Source organism: Serratia sp. CY33525, from assembly GCF_052169115.1.
In the GTDB taxonomy this organism is placed as follows: Bacteria; Pseudomonadota; Gammaproteobacteria; order Enterobacterales; family Enterobacteriaceae; genus Serratia; species Serratia sarumanii.
In genome coordinates this window covers 421,393-438,140 of the sequence record NZ_JBJNLK010000003.1, presented here as the reverse complement: position 1 = coordinate 438,140, position 16,748 = coordinate 421,393, and the positions used below count along the sequence as shown (strand labels likewise).

Genomic DNA, 16,748 nt, shown 5'->3' with positions numbered 1-16,748 from the left:
CCCATTATGCGCGATAGCCGTCCACAATTATTAGATGTCCTGTTCGACGACGCGTCTGCCGGCAGCAAAGGGCCGCTGCATAACGTCCAGCAACGCGCGGTGGCGCTGCTCAAGCTTAACCGTGCAGTGAAGGGCCTGTTGCCCGCTCCCCTGCATCCCTGGTGCCGCGTCGCGAATTTCCGACAGGGTATTTTAGTGCTCGAAACGGCAAATGCCAGTTGGATGATGCGCTTGCGCTACGAACAACCCGCTTTACTGTCTGCACTACGAGCGCAAATTCTACCATCATTGTCGTCGATCGACATCAGGATTAATCCGGCCTTGATGGCGAAAGGCAGCCACCAGGTGCAAAACGCAGAGAAAGCGCCGGAAAAACCGGTGCCGATGCGGCATTTGAGTCTGGAAAGTGCGGAAGAACTGAGAGGATTGGCGAGCCGTAGCCCGGAAAAACTGCGCAAGATATTGGAACGGCTGGCTGCATTGGCCGGAGAGGGTACCAACACAACCAGTCGTGATAAGTAATCAGCGACACAACTGCAAAACATCAGACCGCATCACGAGCCTGAATGCTCAGGCTCTCAGAGGATGCGCCTGCCGTTATTCGCAGCGGACGAGGAATTCAGACCTTACGCCAATACGGTGGACGGTGCCTTGAATGCCAACGGCATTTCGGCTTCGTCCTGGAAGGTCACGTATTCCCACGCTTCCTGCTTGGCCAGCACGGCCTGCAGCAGTTTGTTGTTCAAGGCATGGCCAGACTTGTACGCGGTAAACGCGCCAATGATGTTGTGGCCGCACATGAACAGGTCGCCGATGGCGTCCAGCATTTTGTGACGTACGAATTCGTCTTCGAAACGCAGGCCGTCTTCGTTCAGCACGCGGTAGTCATCCACCACGATGGCGCAGTCGAAGCTGCCGCCCAGGGCCAGGCCGCGGGACTGCAGGTATTCGATGTCGCGCATGAACCCGAAGGTGCGCGCGCGGCTGATTTGACGCACGAACGACTCAGCCGAGAAATCAAGACGATAGCGCTGAGAGCTGGCGTCGATAGCCGGGTGGTTGAAGTCGATGGTGAAGTCCAGGCGGAACCCGTTATGCGGGGACAGCTCGGCCCATTTGTCGCCATCTTCAACACGCACGGTCTCTTTCAGACGCAGGAATTTCTTCGCCGAGTTCAGCTCTTCGATGCCGGCATCCAGCAGCAAGAACACGAACGGACTGGCGCTGCCGTCCATGATTGGGATTTCAGCGGCGTCGACTTCGATGACGATGTTGTCGATGCCCAACCCAGCCAGCGCGGCGTTGAGGTGCTCAACGGTCGAAATACGCACGTCATGCTCATTCACCAGGCAAGTACAGAGCATGGTATCACGCACGGATTTTGCATCAGCCGGAAAATCAACCGGTGGATTCAAGTCAGTGCGACGATAGATGACCCCGGTATTAGCCGGCGCTGGGCGCATTGTCAGCGTGACTTTCTTGCCGGTATGCAAACCGACGCCAGTCGCCTGAACAATACGTTTTAATGTCCTTTGTTTGATCATCGTTTTATCTCGCAATGTTATCCATCCTACCAGCCAAGCATACAGCATGGCCGGCGGGACAGTTTAGCACAAAGAGCGGAGATTCCAAATTCTCAGGATATTCTTAGTCTGCCTGTTTACGCAGGAAGGCTGGAATATCAAGATAGTCGGGCTCTTTATTCGGTTGCGCAGCTTGGTCGTTGACCACCTTGGCGGCAGGTTTCACTTCCTGCGGCAGAGGCGACATGCCGTGCTGCTGATAACGGTGATCCATCACCGGCTGGCTGGCCTGTTTATTGGTCACCAGGGTGATTTCAGGACGTTTGTCCATACCGATACCGGTTGCAACCACGGTAACGCGCAGTTCGTCGTTCATTTCCGGATCCAGCGAGGTACCGATAACCACGGTCGCGTTGTCGGAAGCGAACGCACGGATGGTGTTACCCACGGTTTCGAACTCATCCAGACGCAGGTCGAAGCCGGCGGTAATGTTGACCAGCACGCCGCGCGCGCCGGACAGGTCGATGTCTTCCAGCAGTGGGCTGGAGATCGCCATTTCGGCCGCTTCTTCGGCACGGTCTTCACCGCAAGCCACGCCGGAACCCATCATCGCGTAGCCCATTTCGGACATCACGGTGCGCACGTCGGCGAAGTCGACGTTCATCAGGCCCGGACGGGTGATCAGCTCGGCGATACCCTGCACCGCGCCTTTCAGCACGTCGTTGGCCGCGCCGAAGGCGTCCAGCAGAGAGATGCCGCGCCCCAGAACTTTCAGCAATTTGTCGTTCGGGATGGTGATCAGCGAGTCCACGTGTTTGGACAGCTCAGCGATACCCTGCTCCGCGAATGCCATGCGCTTCTTGCCTTCGAAGTTGAAAGGCTTGGTCACCACGGCCACGGTCAGAATACCCAAATCTTTAGCCACTTCAGCCACCACTGGCGCCGCACCGGTACCGGTACCGCCACCCATGCCGGCCGCGATGAAGACCATGTCTGCGCCGTCCAGCGCTGCGCGCAGGGCTTCGCGGTCTTCTTCCGCTGAATTGCGACCCACTTCCGGGTTCGCGCCCGCACCCAGACCTTTGGTAATACCGCTACCGATCTGGATGGTTTGGCCAACCGCCGTTTTGCGGAGCGCCTGGGCGTCCGTGTTCACAGCGAAGAATTCAACACCTTCGATGCGCTCGCGCACCATGTGTTCAACGGCGTTGCCACCGCCGCCGCCGACGCCGATGACTTTAATCACCGCGTCATTGGTTAGTTCCATTGGTTCAAACATAGTTTCTCTCCGTTTTGTGCCTGTCGCTGCGAGATCATAAAAAGATTACTCAGCATGATCTCTTTGTTGAAACATTAAAACTCTTTTCTCAGCCAGCTATTGATGCGTTTAAACCAATTGCCCACCGAGGCGCGTTTTTCTACTTCCGTCTCACCGCTCAGGTGAGACTCTTTTCCATAGTGCAGCAGACCTACCGCCGTCGAGTAGTAAGGCTCCTGCGCATAATCCGTCAGACCCGTGATGTTCAAGGGTTGGCCGATGCGTACCTGAGTGTGGAACACCCGTTGCGCACAGGCTGCCAGGCCATCAATCTGGGCGGCGCCACCGGTCAGCACGATACCTGCCGCCAGATGATGCTTCACCCCTTGCTGACGCAGTTGCTCCTGCAATTGCAAAATTTCATCGTTAACCAGATTCAACAGTTCGGTGTAGCGTGGCTCAATGACTTCAGCCAGCGTCTGTCTTTGCAGACTGCGCGGAGGACGTCCCCCGACGCTAGGCACCTCTACATTCTCATCCTTGCTAACAATCGACCCAAGCGCACAGCCGTGTCGAACTTTAATCGCTTCCGCGTCGGTCGGCGGCGTGCCGAAGGCGTAAGCGATATCGCTGGTGACCACGTTCCCGGCATAAGGAATCACTTTGGTGTGGCGCAGCGCACCGCCGGTGTACACCGCCATATCCATGGTGCCGCCGCCGATATCCACCACGCAAACGCCGAGTTCGCGTTCATCTTCGGTCAGCACCGCGTAGCTCGCGGCCAGACCGGCGAAAATAAGTTGGTCAACTTTCAGGCCGCAACGCTCCACGGCCTTGACGATGTTCTTCGCCATATCGTTATGGCAGGTAATCAGATGCACCTTGGCCTGCATGCGCACGCCGGACAGCCCAACCGGGTTTTTGATGCCTTCCTGATAATCGATGGCGTATTCCTGAGGAATCACGTGCAGAATGCGGTGTTCGTCGCGCACGCGCACCGATTTGGCGGTGTGCACCACGTTCTCCACGTCGTCCTGCGTCACTTCCTCTTCCGAGATCGGCACCATGCCGATTTCGTTCTGGCAGCTGATGTGTTTGCCCGACAGCGCCAGATACACCGAGGAGATCTGGCAGTCCGCCATCAGCTCGGCCTGATCGATGGCGCGCTGTACGCACTTCACCACCGACTCCAGGTCGTTTACGCCACCCTTATCCATGCCGCGAGACGGGCAGCTGCCCACCCCGATAATGTTGACCATGCCATCGGGCAGAACTTCCCCTACCAATGCGGAGACTTTTGCAGTACCGATCTCCAGTCCAACTACCAGTTTTCTGTCCGTCGACTTGATCATTGTTGTTTTGCCTGTGCCTGATTCTGTTGCTGATTACTGTTTTGCTGACCGCCAAGCGCCTGCGGATCGACCAACACCGGAGCCCACCCTACCGAAGCGCCGGACTCGTAGCGCAGATCGACATAGCTGACACGCTTGCTCTCCGCCTGGCCCTGCTGCTGCAATACCGGGTAAAGCTCGATAAACCGCTGCAAACGCCCATTGCGGTCATCGCGCCCCAGCTCAAGCCGGACATCGTTGTCCAGCGCCAGCTGCCAGGAATGGCGCGCGGTCATCGCCGCCATTTTCAGCGTATATTTGCTGGCCGCCAACGAAGCGCTCATCGCCCGATAGCCTTCCAGCACATCCTGCTCGCTCCCTTCCGGCCCGTAGAGCAGCGGCAGCTTCTGCTTGCCCGCCCGCTCCGCCGGCACGCTGAACGCTTTACCTTCGGCGTCCACCATGTGCAAATCGTTCCAGCGCGCCACCGGGACGTACTCCACCAGATGGATCTTCAGCTCATCCGGCCATTGTTTGCGCACGCTGGCCTGCTTGATCCACGGCAGACGTTCGATCTGCTGCTGGATGACGTCCACATCCTGCGTCATAAAGGTGCCGGGCGCGCCCAGCGCCAGGATCGCCTGACGAATATCATCGTTGGTGGTGTAGTGGCGTTCGCCGGTCACCACCAGCCTTGAGAGCGGCAGGCGACTGGCGTCTTTCATCCAGCCAAGCACCGCCCAACCGCTCCACACGACCGTTCCCAACACCATCAGCAGGAAAATCATTCCCGCCAACTGGGTTCCATTGCTGCGGCGCGGGCCGTTATCGACCTCGCGATCGCGCGCATTCAGGGCAGCTTGCGACATATCAGTCGGCCAACTCCAAAATTCTCGCCACCAACTGCGAGAAGCTTAATCCAAACTGGCGCGCCGCCATCGGCACCAGGCTATGACTGGTCATGCCCGGAGAGGTGTTCACCTCAAGCAGATAGAAGCTGCCATCGCTGTCTTGCATCACGTCGACGCGGCCCCAGCCGCTGCAGTCCAGACCGCGGTAGGCGCGCAGCGCCAACGCCGCCATCTCGGCTTCCTGCTCGGCGCTCAAACCGCTCGGGCAGAAGTACTGCGTGTCGTCCGAAATGTACTTGGCCTGGTAGTCGTAAAACACGCCGGCCGGCTGGATGCGGATCGACGGCAGCACCTGGTCGCCCAGCATCGCTACGGTGTATTCCGGGCCGCTCAGCCACTTCTCCACCAGCACATCGTCGTCATGACGGAAGGCCTCTTCCAGCGCGGCTTCCAACGCGGCGCTCTCGGTGACCTTGCTCATGCCGACGCTGGAGCCTTCTCGGCTCGGCTTGACGATCAGCGGCAGGCCGAGATCCGCCACGCGCGCCAGCAGCGCCGCTTTTTCAGCGCCGAGATACAGCTGGCGATTCAGCGCCACGTAAGGCGCCACCGGCAAGCCCATCGACTGCCACACCATCTTGGTGCGCCATTTGTCCATGGTCAGCGCCGAGGCCATCACGCCGCTGCCGGTATAAGGCAGCTCGAGGAACTCCAGCAGCCCCTGCAGGGTGCCGTCCTCGCCGCCGCGGCCATGCAGCGCGATAAACACTTTGGTGAACCCCTGCTCTTTCAGCTGGGTCACCGGGAAATCGCGGGTATCGACGCCGTGCGCATCGATACCGGCTTCGCGCAACCCGGCCAGCACCGCGGCGCCGGATTGCAGGGAAACGTCACGTTCAGCGGAGGTGCCGCCCAGCAGAACTGCAACTTTATCAGCCATGGTGCTCCTCCTCTTTCTTCGGCGGCTGCAGCTTCAGCTCGGCCAGTTTACGGGCGATTTTGCCCACGTTGCCGGCGCCTTGCACCAGCACCAGGTCTTCATCCTGCAGCAGCTGCGCCAGGGTTTCCGGCACGGTATCGGCATCGGAAACCAGGATCGGATCCAGCTTGCCGCGGCTGCGGATGGTGCGGCACAGCGAACGGCTGTCCGCGCCCGGGATCGGCGCTTCGCCGGCGGCGTACACGTCGAGCATCAGCAGCACATCCACCTGCGACAGCACGTTGGCGAAATCGTCGTACAGATCGCGGGTGCGCGTATAACGGTGCGGCTGGAAGATCATCACCAGACGCTTGTCCGGCCAGCCGGCGCGCGCCGCTTTCAGCGTGGCGTCCACTTCGGTCGGATGGTGGCCGTAGTCGTCCACCAGCATCGCGCTGCCCGCTTTGCCGTTGACCGGCTCCAGCGGGAACTCGCCGAGGAAATCGAAGCGGCGCCCGGTGCCCTGGAAGCCCGCCAGCGCGCGCAGGATATCTTCGTCGTCGATGCCTTCTTCGGTCGCTACCGCTACCGCCGCCGCCGCGTTCAACGCATTGTGGCGGCCCGGCGCGTTCAGCGTCACCGTCAGCAACGGCTTGTCCTGACGGCTCAGGGTAAAGTGCCCCTGCGGCCCAATCTGCCGGTAGTCTTCGATGCGCACATCGGCATCTTCACTGAAGCCATAGGTGGTGATGTGGCGACCCACGCGCGGCAACAGCTCGCGCACTACCGGATCGTCGATGCACATCACCGCGCGGCCGTAGAACGGCAGGTTGTGCAAGAAATTGATAAACGTCTGCTTCAGGTTCTCAAAGTCGCCCTGGTAGGTGTCCATGTGGTCGGCTTCGATGTTGGTGACCACGGCCACCATCGGCTGCAGATGCAGGAACGACGCATCGCTCTCATCCGCTTCCGCGATCAGATAACGGCTGGACCCCAGTCGCGCATGGGTGCCCGCCGCCTTCACCAGCCCGCCATTGACAAAAGTCGGGTCCAGGCGGGCTTCGGCGTAAATGCTCGAAACCATCGCCGTGGTGGTGGTTTTGCCGTGCGTGCCGGCGATAGCGATGCCGTGGCGAAAACGCATCAGCTCCGCCAGCATCTCTGCGCGGCGGATCACCGGGATGCGCGCTTCACGGGCGGCGACGATCTCCGGGTTGTCGGCGGAGATGGCGGTAGACACCACCACCACGCTCGCATCCAGCACGTTTTCCGGACGGTGATTGAAGTAAATCGTCGCCCCGAGCGCGCTCAACTGTTGGGTGACCGGATTCGGCGCCAGGTCGGAGCCGCTGATCTGATACCCTTCGTTTGCCAACACTTCGGCGATACCACCCATGCCGGCACCACCGATGCCGACAAAGTGAATGTGCCGGACGCGACGCATCTCGGGCACGATAGTACGTAGTTTCGCCAGTTGTTGTGTATTCATCACTCTCTCTAATCCGGATCCGGTACCCCGGCCCTACATCACATTGCTTTTATTCAGGTTCGGCGCACCGAACCCCTGCACTCGTTACTTGGCGAGCCGCACCAGCTCCGCCGCCACGCGCTCGGTGGCGTCCGGAATGGCGACCGCGCGCGCTTTCTCGGCCATGGCCAGCAGCGTCTTGCGATCCCAGCTCGCCAGCAGTTCGGCCACCACATCGGCGTTGAACTGCGGCTGTTCGATAATCTTCGCCGCGCCGGCTTCTTCCAGCGGGCGCGCGTTCCAGTACTGCTGACGATCCTTATGCATGAACGGCACGAAGATCGCCGGCAGCCCCGCCGCCGCGATTTCGCTGACGGTCAACGCGCCGGAGCGGCAGACCACCACGTCGGCCCAGGCGTAGGCGGCGGCCATGTCGTCGATGAACTCGGTCACCTTGTGCTGCGTCTGCCCTACCCTTTCGTAGTCGCGCAGCACCGTTTCCAGCGCGCCCTTGCCAACCTGATGCCAGAGCGTAATTCTATCGCCCAAACGCGCCGCGACTTCAGGAACTGTCTGATTCAGCACGCGCGCGCCCTGACTTCCGCCAATCACCAGCACGCGGATCGGGCCTTCGCGCCCCTGCAACCGCTCCGCCGGCAACGGCAGCGCCAACACGTCGGTACGTACCGGGTTGCCCACCACCTCGGCGTTCGGGAACGCACCGGGGAAGGCCTGCATCACTTTGGCGGCGATGCGCGCCAGCCAGCGGTTGGTCAAGCCGGCGATGCCGTTCTGCTCGTGCAGCACCACCGGGATGCCGCACTGCCAAGCCGCCAGGCCGCCGGGGCCGGAAACGTAACCGCCCATCCCCAGCACCACATCCGGCTGATAGCTGCGCATGATGGCTTTCGCCTGGCGCACCGCCTGCCAGATCCGCAGCGGCGCAGTCAGCTGGGCCTTCAGGCCTTTGCCGCGCAGGCCGGAGATGCGGATAAAATCAATCTCGATCCCGTGCTTCGGCACCAGATCGGCTTCCATTCGGTCTGCGGTTCCGAGCCAGCGCACCTGCCAGCCCTGCGCCATCAGATGATGCGCGACCGCCAGCCCCGGGAACACGTGCCCGCCGGTACCGCCTGCCATCACCATTAAACGCTTAGGTTTCCCGCTCATCCCTTACCTCTTCACAAACGCCTGAGCCTTGGTCAGGCGCGTTTCATAATCAATTCGCAGCAACAGCACGATGGCCGTCGACATAATCAGCAAACTTGAACCGCCGTAACTGATCAGCGGCAGCGTCAGACCTTTGGTCGGCAGCATGCCCGCGGCGGCGCCGACGTTAACCAGCGCCTGGAAGCTGAACCATACGCCGATCGCGCAGGCCAGGAAGCCGGAGAAGCGTTGGTCGATCTCCAGCGCGCGGCGCCCAATGGACATCGCGCGAAAAGCGACGAAGAATACCATTAACAGGGCTAAAACCACACCGATATAGCCCAGTTCTTCACCCAAAATGGAGAAGATGAAGTCGGTGTGCGCTTCCGGCAAATACTCGAGTTTCTGCACCGAGTTGCCGAGCCCCTGCCCCCAGAACTCGCCGCGGCCAAACGCCATCAGCGACTGGGTCAGCTGGTAGCCGCTGCCGAACGGGTCGGCCCACGGGTTCCAGAACGAGGTCACGCGGCGCATACGGTACGGTTCCGCGATGATCAGCAGCACCACGGCGAACACGCCGGAGCCGATGATCGCCAGGAATTGCCACATTTTCGCGCCGGCCAGGAACAGCATCGCCAGCGTGGTGATGAACAGCACCACCACGGTACCGAGGTCCGGCTGCGCCAGCAGCAGCACCGCCAGCACCACCATCACGCCCATCGGCTTGCAGAAGCCCCAGAAGTTGCTGCGCACCTCTTCCACCTTGCGCACCAGATAGCTCGCCAGGTAGCAGAACAGCGACAGCTTGGACAGCTCCGCCGGCTGAATACGCAGCGGGCCGAGCGCGATCCAGCGCGAGGCCCCGTTTACCGAGCTCCCCACCACCAGCACGATCAGCAGCATCACGATCGACATCAGCAGCATCACGTTGCTGTAACGCTGCCAAACTTCCATCGGGATACGCAGCGTCACCAGCGACAGACCGAACGCCAGGCCGAGGTACAGCGCGTCACGTTTGGCGAACAGGAACGGATCGTCTGCCAGGCGTTGGCCGATCGGCATCGACGCCGAGGTCACCATCACGAAGCCGATGATCGCCAACCCGAAGGTCAGCCACAGCAGGGTGCGATCGTACAGCACCATGTTGACCGCATCGTTGTCGCGCGCGCCGGTCACCCAGTCTTTCATCCGTTCTGTCAGCCCGAAGTTCGGCAAGCGTAGTTTCATCCGCCAAGCTCCTGCGCCAGGCGGGCGAACTCATCGCCGCGCACTTCAAAATTACGGAACTGATCGAGACTGGCGCAGGCCGGCGACAGCAATACCATGTCGCCGGGCTGTACGCGGCCGGCGATGGTGCGCATCGCCTGCTCCATGGTCTCGGTCAGCGTCGCCACCTCCGGCCGCAGCTGTGCCAGCTGGGCGCCATCGCGGCCAAAGCAGTACAGACGCACGTTGTCGCCCTGCAGATAGCGCGCCAGCGGCGAGAAATCGGCGGACTTGCCGTCGCCGCCCAGCAGCAGATGCAGCGTGCCGTCTACCTGCAGGCCGTTCAGCGCCGCTTCGGTGCTGCCGACGTTGGTGGCTTTGGAATCGTTGATCCAACGCACGCCGTTGTTCTCCCAAGCCAGCTGGAAGCGGTGCGCCAGGCCGGTGAAGGTGGTCAGCGCCTTCAGGCTGGACGCGCGCGGAATATTGACCGCATCCGCCAACGCCAGCGCCGCCAAGGCGTTGGTGTAATTGTGGCGGCCGGTCAGTTTCATCTCGCGCGTATTCAGCACTTTCTCACCGCGCACCCGCAGCCAGGTTTCGCCCTGCTGACGGTTCAGGTGATAGTCGCCCACGTCGGCGCCGAAGCTGACGCAGCGCGCGTCGGCGCCGCGCACCGGCATGGTCAGCGCGTCGTCGGCGTTCACCACGCACACCGCGGCGTTTTCATACACGCGCAGCTTGGCGCCGCGATACTGCTGCAGGCCGAACGGATAGCGATCCATATGATCTTCGGTCACGTTCAGGATGGTCGCCGCCGCCGCCCGCAGGCTATACGTCGTTTCCAGCTGGAAGCTGGACAACTCCAGCACGTAAAGCTGGCATTCCTGGCGCAGCAGGCTCAGCGCCGGCAGGCCGATATTGCCGCCCACGCCCACCGCCCAACCGGCGGCTTTCGCCATCTCGCCCACCAGGGTGGTGACGGTGCTTTTACCGTTGGAGCCGGTGATCGCCACGATCGGCGCCTGCGCTTCACGGCAGAACAGTTCGACGTCACCGACGATTTCCACACCGGCGTCCGCCGCGGCGCTCAATGCCGGGGTCGCCAGCGCGACGCCCGGACTGGCGACGATCAGATCCGCCGCCAGCAGCCAGTCCTGATTCAGATCGCCCAGATGGCGCTCCACGCTTTCAGGCAGTTTGTCCAACCCTGGCGGCGCGATACGGGTATCCATCACGCGCGGCGTCACGCCGCGCGCCATGAAGAAATCGACACAGGACAGGCCGGTGAGGCCCAACCCGATGATGACGACTTTTCTACCCTGATAGTCTGCCATGATTAACGCACCTTCAGCGTTGCCAGGCCAATCAGCACCAGCATCAGCGAAATGATCCAGAAGCGCACGATAACGCGCGGCTCCGGCCAGCCTTTCAATTCATAGTGGTGGTGAATCGGCGCCATGCGGAAAATGCGTTGCCCGCGCAGCTTGAACGATCCCACCTGCAGGATCACCGACAGCGTCTCTACCACGAATACGCCGCCCATGATCACCAACAAGAACTCCTGACGCAGCAGCACCGCGATGGTGCCCAGCGCGCCGCCCAGCGCCAACGAACCGACGTCGCCCATAAATACCTGGGCCGGGTAAGTGTTGAACCACAGGAACCCGAGGCCGGCGCCGACGATGGCGGTACACACGATCACCAGCTCACCGGCATGACGCAGATACGGAATATGCAGGTAGTTGGCGAAGTTCATGTTACCGGTCGCCCAGGCCACCAGCGCGAAGCCGGCCGCCACGAATACCGTCGGCATGATCGCCAGGCCGTCCAGGCCATCGGTCAGGTTGACCGCGTTGCTGGTGCCGACGATGACGAAATAGGCCAGCAGGATATACAGCAGGCCCAGCTGCGGCATCACGTCCTTAAAGAACGGCACAACCAGCTCGGTGGCTGGCGTGTCTTTTCCTACGGCGTACATGGCGAATGCGACAATCAGCGCAATCACCGACTGCCAGAAATACTTCCAGCGGGCGATCAGCCCTTTGGTGTCCTTACGCACCACCTTGCGGTAGTCGTCGACGAAGCCGACGATGCCGTACCCCACCAGCACGAACAGCACGCACCAGACATACGGGTTGGACGGGTAAGCCCACATCAGCACCGAAATGGTGATGGAGGTCAGGATCATGATGCCGCCCATGGTCGGCGTGCCGCGCTTGCTGAAGTGCGACTCGGGGCCGTCGTTGCGCACCACCTGGCCGAAGGACATTTCTTGCAGGCGCTTGATCACCCGCGGGCCCATCCACAGCGACAGGAACAGCGCGGTCAGCAGGCTGACAATGGCTCGGAACGTCAGATAAGAAAAGACGTTGAAGCCTGAGTAATACTTGACCAAATGCTCGGCCAGCCAAACTAACATGGTGCTTTCTCCTGTAACGCGCGTACTACCTGCTCCATTGCGGCACTACGTGAACCTTTGATTAACACGGTAATGACCGCATGTTCCGACAGTAATTCCGCCACGCGCGCGATCACTGCTGTCTTGTCCTGATAATGTTCGCCGTTGCCGGAGGCTTCGCTCAGCACGCGGCTCAAACCGCCGACGCTGATCACTTTGTCGACCCCGGCCAGACGGGCGGCTTCGCCCACCTGACGGTGACACTCTTCCGCTTCCGCACCCAGCTCGGCCATATCGCCGACCACCATCACGCGGTAGCCCGGCATCTCTGCCAGCACCTGCGCCGCCGCGGTCATCGACCCGACGTTGGCGTTATAGCTGTCGTCCAGCAGCAGCTTGCCTTCGGCCAGCGCCACCGGGAACAGACGCCCCGGCACCGCCTGCAGCTGTTTCAGCCCCTGACGCACCGCTTCGAGGGTGGCGCCCACCGACATCGCCAGCGCCGTCGCCGCCAGCGCATTGGCCACGTTGTGGCGCCCCGGCAGCGGCAGCGCGATCTCGGCGGTGCCGAACGGGCTGTGCAGCGTGAACTGCGTGCCCGCGCCGTTTACCCGCACGTCGTCCGCGAAGAAGTCCACGCCTGCGGCGGCCTGCGGCGAGAAGCGCCAGACGGTTTTGCCGCCCAGCATGTTCTGCCAGTGCGGCCAGTCGTTGTTATCGGCGTTGATGATCGCCACGCCGTCGGCCGGCAGGCCGGTAAAGATTTCACCTTTCGCCTGGGCGACGCCGGCCAGCGAGCCAAAGCCTTCCAGGTGAGCCGCCGCCAGGTTGTTCACCAAAGCGGTCTGCGGCCGCGTCAATGCGGTGGTGTAAGCAATTTCGCCAATGTGGTTAGCGCCCAGCTCAATCACGGCAAAATCATGCTGCGGTTCCAGACGCAGCAACGTCAGCGGCACGCCGATGTCGTTATTGAAGTTGCCGGCGGTATACAGCACTTCGCCGCATTCGCGCAGAATGGCGGCGGTCATTTCTTTCACCGATGTCTTGCCCGAGGAGCCGGTCAGCGCCACCACGCGCGCCGGCACCTGCTGACGCACCCAGGCGCCAAGCTGCCCCAGCGCCAGACGGGTGTCTTGCACCACCAGCTGCGGCACGTCCACCAATAAGCGCTTACTGACCAGCAGCGCCCCGGCGCCTGCGGCTACGGCATCCGCCGCGAAGTCGTGAGCGTCGAAACGCTCGCCTTTCAGCGCCACAAACAGGCAACCGGCGGTCACCTTGCGGGTGTCTGTCGTCACCTCGACAATTTGGCAATCGGCGCCAATCAGCTCAGCGCTCAATACCTCAGCCAGTGTCTGAAGAGAGACAGGGATCATGCCAGCACCCCCAGCAGTCGGGCGACCGTCGTGCGGTCGGAGTAATCCAGGCGGCGGTTGCCTACCAATTGGTAATCTTCGTGGCCTTTGCCCGCCACCAACACCACATCCTGTTCCTGCGCCTGCATGATGGCGCTGGTTACCGCTTCGGCGCGGCCGTGGATCACCAGCGCCTGCCCGGCGTCCAGCAATCCGGTCAGGATGTCGTTGATAATCGCGCGCGGCTCTTCGGTACGCGGGTTGTCATCGGTGATCACCACGCGATCGGCGAACTGCTCGGCGATGCCGCCCATCAGCGGACGCTTGCCCTTGTCGCGATCGCCGCCGCAGCCGAACACGCACCACAGCTGCCCCTGGCAGTGCAGGCGCGCGGCTTCCAGCGCTTTCTCCAGCGCATCCGGCGTGTGGGCGTAATCCACCACTACCGTCGGTTTGCCCGGCGCGTTAAACACTTCCATGCGGCCGCAGACCGGCTGCAGACGGCTGCCGGTTTCCACCAGCGCCTCCAGCGGATAGCCCAGCGACAGCAGCGTCGCCAAGGCCAACAGCAGGTTGCTGACGTTGAACGCGCCCATCAGGCGGCTTTCGATCTCGCCGTCGCCCCAGCTGGAGCTGAAGCGAACGGTGGCGCCGTTGTCGTGATAGTCGACCGCCGTGGTTTTCAGCCAGCGGCCGTGGCCGCCCGGCTGCAGGTTGCCCTGCATCGTCACCGCCACCGCATCCGGCAGCTTGCTCAGCCAGCGCTGACCGACTTCATCGTCGGCGTTGATGATCGCCTGCCCCACGCTGTGGGCGGCGAACAGCGACCATTTGGCCGCCTCGTAATTGGCCATATCACCGTGGTAATCCAGGTGATCGCGGCTCAGGTTGGTGAAGACCGCCGCGGCGAACGGCAGCGCCGCCACCCGGTGTTGCACCAGACCGTGCGAAGAAACTTCCATGGCGGCGAAGGTCGCGCCCTGTTCCGCCAGCTCGTTTAATACGTGTTGAACATCCACCGCAGAACCGGTGGTATTCTCGGTCGGGCACACCTGGCCCAGCAGGCCGTTGCCGACGGTGCCCATCACCGCGCTGGTTTCGCCCAGCAGTTGGCTCCACTGCGCCAGCAGCTGCGTAGTGGTGGTTTTGCCGTTGGTGCCGGTCACGCCGACCAGACGCAGACGCTCGCCCGGCTGGTGGTAAAAACGCCCGGCCAGCGCGGAAAGGCGCTGGTTCAGTTGGCTCAGGTAGATCACCGGCACGCCGTGCATTTCAACGATGGCGCCGTCTTCGGCCTGACCGTCAGCTTCGGCGATCACGGCGGCGACGCCCTGCGCGATGGCCTGCGGAATATAGCGGCGTCCATCCGTTTGATGGCCGACAACGGCGACAAACAGATCCCCGGCAGCCGCCACACGGCTGTCTAATGTCATTTCCCGCAGCGCGCGCCCGGGGGCCGTCGGCACCCACGGGGCGAGTAAGTCGCGCAAATTACGATCTGCCACCTGAACCCTCTTTCTTGTTAATCACTAATTCGCTTTTGTCACCGGTAGGCAACGCGTCAGGCTCGACGTTCATGGTGCGCAATACGCCGCCCATGATGGCGCCGAACACCGGCGCGGAGATTGCGCCACCATAGTATTTCCCACCCTGCGGGTCGTTGATGACGACCACCAGGGCAAAACGGGGATTACTTGCCGGCGCGACGCCGGCGGTATAAGCGATGTATCGGTTGACGTACTTGCCGTCCGGGCCCACTTTTTTCGCGGTACCGGTTTTGATGGCGATACGGTATCCCTTGATGGCGGCTTTCACGCCGCCACCACCCGGCAAGGCCACGCTTTCCATCATGTGCACCACGGTGCGCACCAGAGGTTCAGGGAAAACGCGCTCGCCGGCGACCGGAGGGTCAACCTTGGTGATCGACAATGGGCGATACACGCCCAGGCTGCCGATCGTTGCATAGACTCGCGCCAACTGTAACGGAGTTACCATCAGCCCGTAGCCGAAAGAGAAGGTGGCCCTCTCTATGTCAGACCACCGTTGTTTTTTTGGGTATATGCCACTGCTTTCTCCGACCAGCCCCAAATTGGTCGCTTTTCCCAGCCCAAAACGAGAGTAAGTATCTACTAACGCTGAGGACGGCATCGCTAACGCCAGCTTTGAAACACCGACGTTACTCGACTTCTGCAAGATCCCGGTCAATGACAGCTCCGAGTACCGCGCCACGTCTTTGATCTCGTGGCCCTGAATGCGGTACGGGATGGTGTTCAGCACGCTGTTTTCTCTCACCACGCCGTTTTGCAGCGCGGTCATCACCACCATCGGCTTCACGGTTGAACCGGGTTCAAAAATATCGGTGATAGCACGGTTACGCATGGTCTCTTTCGGCGTACCGGCCATGTTGTTCGGGTTGTAAGACGGGCTGTTGGCCATCGCCAGCACTTCGCCGGTGTTCACGTCGATCAGCACCGCAGTGCCCGACTCGGCCTTGTTGAACGCCACCGCGTTGTTCAGCTCGCGATACACCAGCGCCTGCAGGCGTTCATCGACGCTCAGCACCAGGTTGTGCGCCGCCTGGCTGTCGACGGAGGAAATATCTTCGATCACCCGGCCGAAGCGGTCCTTACGCACCGTTCTCTCGCCCGGTTGCCCGGTCAGCCAGCGGTCGAAGCTCTTCTCGACGCCTTCGATGCCTTGCCCGTCGATATTGGTCACGCCGATGATATGCGACGTCACCTGCCCCGCCGGATAGTAACGGCGCGACTCCTGCCGCAGGTAGATCCCCGGCAGCTTGAGTTTGTGGATGTAGTCGCCGATCGCCGGGTTCACCTGGCGCGCCAGATAAACGAAGCGCCCTTTCGGGTTGGCGTTGATGCGGTTTGAGAGTTGGTCCAGCGGGATGTTCAGCGCATCGGAAAGCGCTTTCCAACGGCTGTCCAGCGTGATGCCGCCGCGCTCGTTCAGCTCTTTCGGATCCGCCCACACCGCATTGACCGGCACGCTGACCGCCAACGGCCGGCCGGCGCGATCGCTGATCATGCCGCGCGCGGTCGGCACTTCCTGCACGCGTAGCGAACGCATGTCGCCTTCTTTCACCAGACGATCGGGGTTGATGACCTGCAGGTACGCGACGCGCAGCATCAGGCCGACCATCGCCAGCAAAATGCAGCCGCACAGCAACGCAAAACGCCAGCTGACAAAGCTGGCCTGATCTTCCTGGCGTCTCAACTTACCGGGGCGCGCTGCTTTCATGCGTTTCCTTTCTACTCCGTGTCATTATTCCG

The 16,748-nt window shown here is 61.6% G+C and carries 14 protein-coding genes; 1 reads left to right on the top strand and 13 read right to left on the bottom strand.

Translation table 11 applies throughout. The features are described 5' to 3' along the window. Window positions 1-6: 6 nt before the first annotated feature. Window positions 7-522, top strand: a complete 516-nt coding sequence (locus ACJ8IM_RS10755) for a DUF721 domain-containing protein (protein ID WP_033637110.1) — start codon at window positions 7-9, stop codon at window positions 520-522. A 104-nt stretch (window positions 523-626) separates the two neighbouring features. Here ACJ8IM_RS10755 and lpxC read toward each other — a convergent pair whose 3' ends face one another. The 13 genes from lpxC to ACJ8IM_RS10690 all read right to left on the bottom strand — a co-directional run bounded on the left by lpxC (window position 627) and on the right by ACJ8IM_RS10690 (window position 16,716). Then, window positions 627-1,544, bottom strand: coding sequence for a UDP-3-O-acyl-N-acetylglucosamine deacetylase (gene lpxC, locus ACJ8IM_RS10750; protein WP_025159644.1), 918 nt, complete (start codon window positions 1,542-1,544; stop codon window positions 627-629). Window positions 1,545-1,647: 103 nt separating this feature from the next. Next, window positions 1,648-2,802 carry a cell division protein FtsZ gene (gene ftsZ, locus ACJ8IM_RS10745; protein ID WP_004932757.1) on the bottom strand — a complete coding sequence of 385 codons (1,155 nt, stop codon included), beginning with the start codon at window positions 2,800-2,802 and terminating at the stop codon, window positions 1,648-1,650. A gap of 74 nt (window positions 2,803-2,876) precedes the next feature. Further along, window positions 2,877-4,133, bottom strand: coding sequence for a cell division protein FtsA (gene ftsA, locus ACJ8IM_RS10740; protein WP_004932758.1), 1,257 nt, complete (start codon window positions 4,131-4,133; stop codon window positions 2,877-2,879). Further along, complete coding sequence (gene ftsQ, locus ACJ8IM_RS10735) at window positions 4,130-4,981, bottom strand: cell division protein FtsQ (protein WP_033637108.1); 852 nt, start codon at window positions 4,979-4,981, stop codon at window positions 4,130-4,132. Before ftsQ ends, ftsA begins: the two co-directional genes overlap by 4 nt. 1 nt (window position 4,982) lies before the next feature. Next, window positions 4,983-5,903 (bottom strand): D-alanine--D-alanine ligase, encoded by a 921-nt coding sequence (locus ACJ8IM_RS10730; protein WP_033641257.1) that lies wholly within the window; start codon window positions 5,901-5,903, stop codon window positions 4,983-4,985. Beyond that, window positions 5,896-7,371 (bottom strand): UDP-N-acetylmuramate--L-alanine ligase, encoded by a 1,476-nt coding sequence (gene murC / locus ACJ8IM_RS10725; RefSeq protein WP_025301571.1) that lies wholly within the window; start codon window positions 7,369-7,371, stop codon window positions 5,896-5,898. The genes ACJ8IM_RS10730 and murC overlap by 8 nt, the downstream gene beginning before the upstream one ends. An 84-nt stretch (window positions 7,372-7,455) precedes the next feature. Continuing rightward, window positions 7,456-8,520, bottom strand: coding sequence for an undecaprenyldiphospho-muramoylpentapeptide beta-N-acetylglucosaminyltransferase (gene murG / locus ACJ8IM_RS10720; RefSeq protein WP_004932773.1), 1,065 nt, complete (start codon window positions 8,518-8,520; stop codon window positions 7,456-7,458). A 3-nt stretch (window positions 8,521-8,523) separates the two neighbouring features. Continuing rightward, the gene (ftsW, locus tag ACJ8IM_RS10715) at window positions 8,524-9,726 is read right to left on the bottom strand and encodes a cell division protein FtsW (protein ID WP_004932776.1); all 1,203 of its coding nucleotides are present in this window, start codon (window positions 9,724-9,726) and stop codon (window positions 8,524-8,526) included. Continuing rightward, a complete protein-coding gene (gene murD / locus ACJ8IM_RS10710; RefSeq protein ID WP_033652914.1) occupies window positions 9,723-11,042 on the bottom strand; it encodes a UDP-N-acetylmuramoyl-L-alanine--D-glutamate ligase in 1,320 nt (439 codons plus the stop codon). Before murD ends, ftsW begins: the two co-directional genes overlap by 4 nt. A gap of 2 nt (window positions 11,043-11,044) precedes the next feature. Continuing rightward, window positions 11,045-12,127: a phospho-N-acetylmuramoyl-pentapeptide-transferase gene (mraY, locus tag ACJ8IM_RS10705; RefSeq protein WP_004932782.1), complete on the bottom strand. Its 1,083-nt coding sequence runs from the start codon at window positions 12,125-12,127 to the stop codon at window positions 11,045-11,047. Then, window positions 12,121-13,482 carry a UDP-N-acetylmuramoyl-tripeptide--D-alanyl-D-alanine ligase gene (murF, locus tag ACJ8IM_RS10700; protein ID WP_033652913.1) on the bottom strand — a complete coding sequence of 454 codons (1,362 nt, stop codon included), beginning with the start codon at window positions 13,480-13,482 and terminating at the stop codon, window positions 12,121-12,123. The genes mraY and murF overlap by 7 nt, the downstream gene beginning before the upstream one ends. Next, a complete protein-coding gene (gene murE, locus ACJ8IM_RS10695) occupies window positions 13,479-14,966 on the bottom strand; it encodes a UDP-N-acetylmuramoyl-L-alanyl-D-glutamate--2,6-diaminopimelate ligase (RefSeq protein WP_033652911.1) in 1,488 nt (495 codons plus the stop codon). The genes murF and murE overlap by 4 nt, the downstream gene beginning before the upstream one ends. After that, complete coding sequence (locus ACJ8IM_RS10690; RefSeq protein WP_004932790.1) at window positions 14,953-16,716, bottom strand: peptidoglycan glycosyltransferase FtsI; 1,764 nt, start codon at window positions 16,714-16,716, stop codon at window positions 14,953-14,955. The genes murE and ACJ8IM_RS10690 overlap by 14 nt, the downstream gene beginning before the upstream one ends. Between the last annotated feature and the right edge of the window lie 32 nt (window positions 16,717-16,748).

Coding starts and splice junctions, on each gene's coding strand:
- ACJ8IM_RS10755 (WP_033637110.1), top strand. CDS start 7: ATGCGCGATAGCCGTCCACAATTATTAGATGTCCTGTTCGACGACGCG.
- lpxC (WP_025159644.1), bottom strand. CDS start 1,544: ATGATCAAACAAAGGACATTAAAACGTATTGTTCAGGCGACTGGCGTC.
- ftsZ (WP_004932757.1), bottom strand. CDS start 2,802: ATGTTTGAACCAATGGAACTAACCAATGACGCGGTGATTAAAGTCATC.
- ftsA (WP_004932758.1), bottom strand. CDS start 4,133: ATGATCAAGTCGACGGACAGAAAACTGGTAGTTGGACTGGAGATCGGT.
- ftsQ (WP_033637108.1), bottom strand. CDS start 4,981: ATGTCGCAAGCTGCCCTGAATGCGCGCGATCGCGAGGTCGATAACGGC.
- ACJ8IM_RS10730 (WP_033641257.1), bottom strand. CDS start 5,903: ATGGCTGATAAAGTTGCAGTTCTGCTGGGCGGCACCTCCGCTGAACGT.
- murC (WP_025301571.1), bottom strand. CDS start 7,371: ATGAATACACAACAACTGGCGAAACTACGTACTATCGTGCCCGAGATG.
- murG (WP_004932773.1), bottom strand. CDS start 8,520: ATGAGCGGGAAACCTAAGCGTTTAATGGTGATGGCAGGCGGTACCGGC.
- ftsW (WP_004932776.1), bottom strand. CDS start 9,726: ATGAAACTACGCTTGCCGAACTTCGGGCTGACAGAACGGATGAAAGAC.
- murD (WP_033652914.1), bottom strand. CDS start 11,042: ATGGCAGACTATCAGGGTAGAAAAGTCGTCATCATCGGGTTGGGCCTC.
- mraY (WP_004932782.1), bottom strand. CDS start 12,127: ATGTTAGTTTGGCTGGCCGAGCATTTGGTCAAGTATTACTCAGGCTTC.
- murF (WP_033652913.1), bottom strand. CDS start 13,482: ATGATCCCTGTCTCTCTTCAGACACTGGCTGAGGTATTGAGCGCTGAG.
- ACJ8IM_RS10690 (WP_004932790.1), bottom strand. CDS start 16,716: ATGAAAGCAGCGCGCCCCGGTAAGTTGAGACGCCAGGAAGATCAGGCC.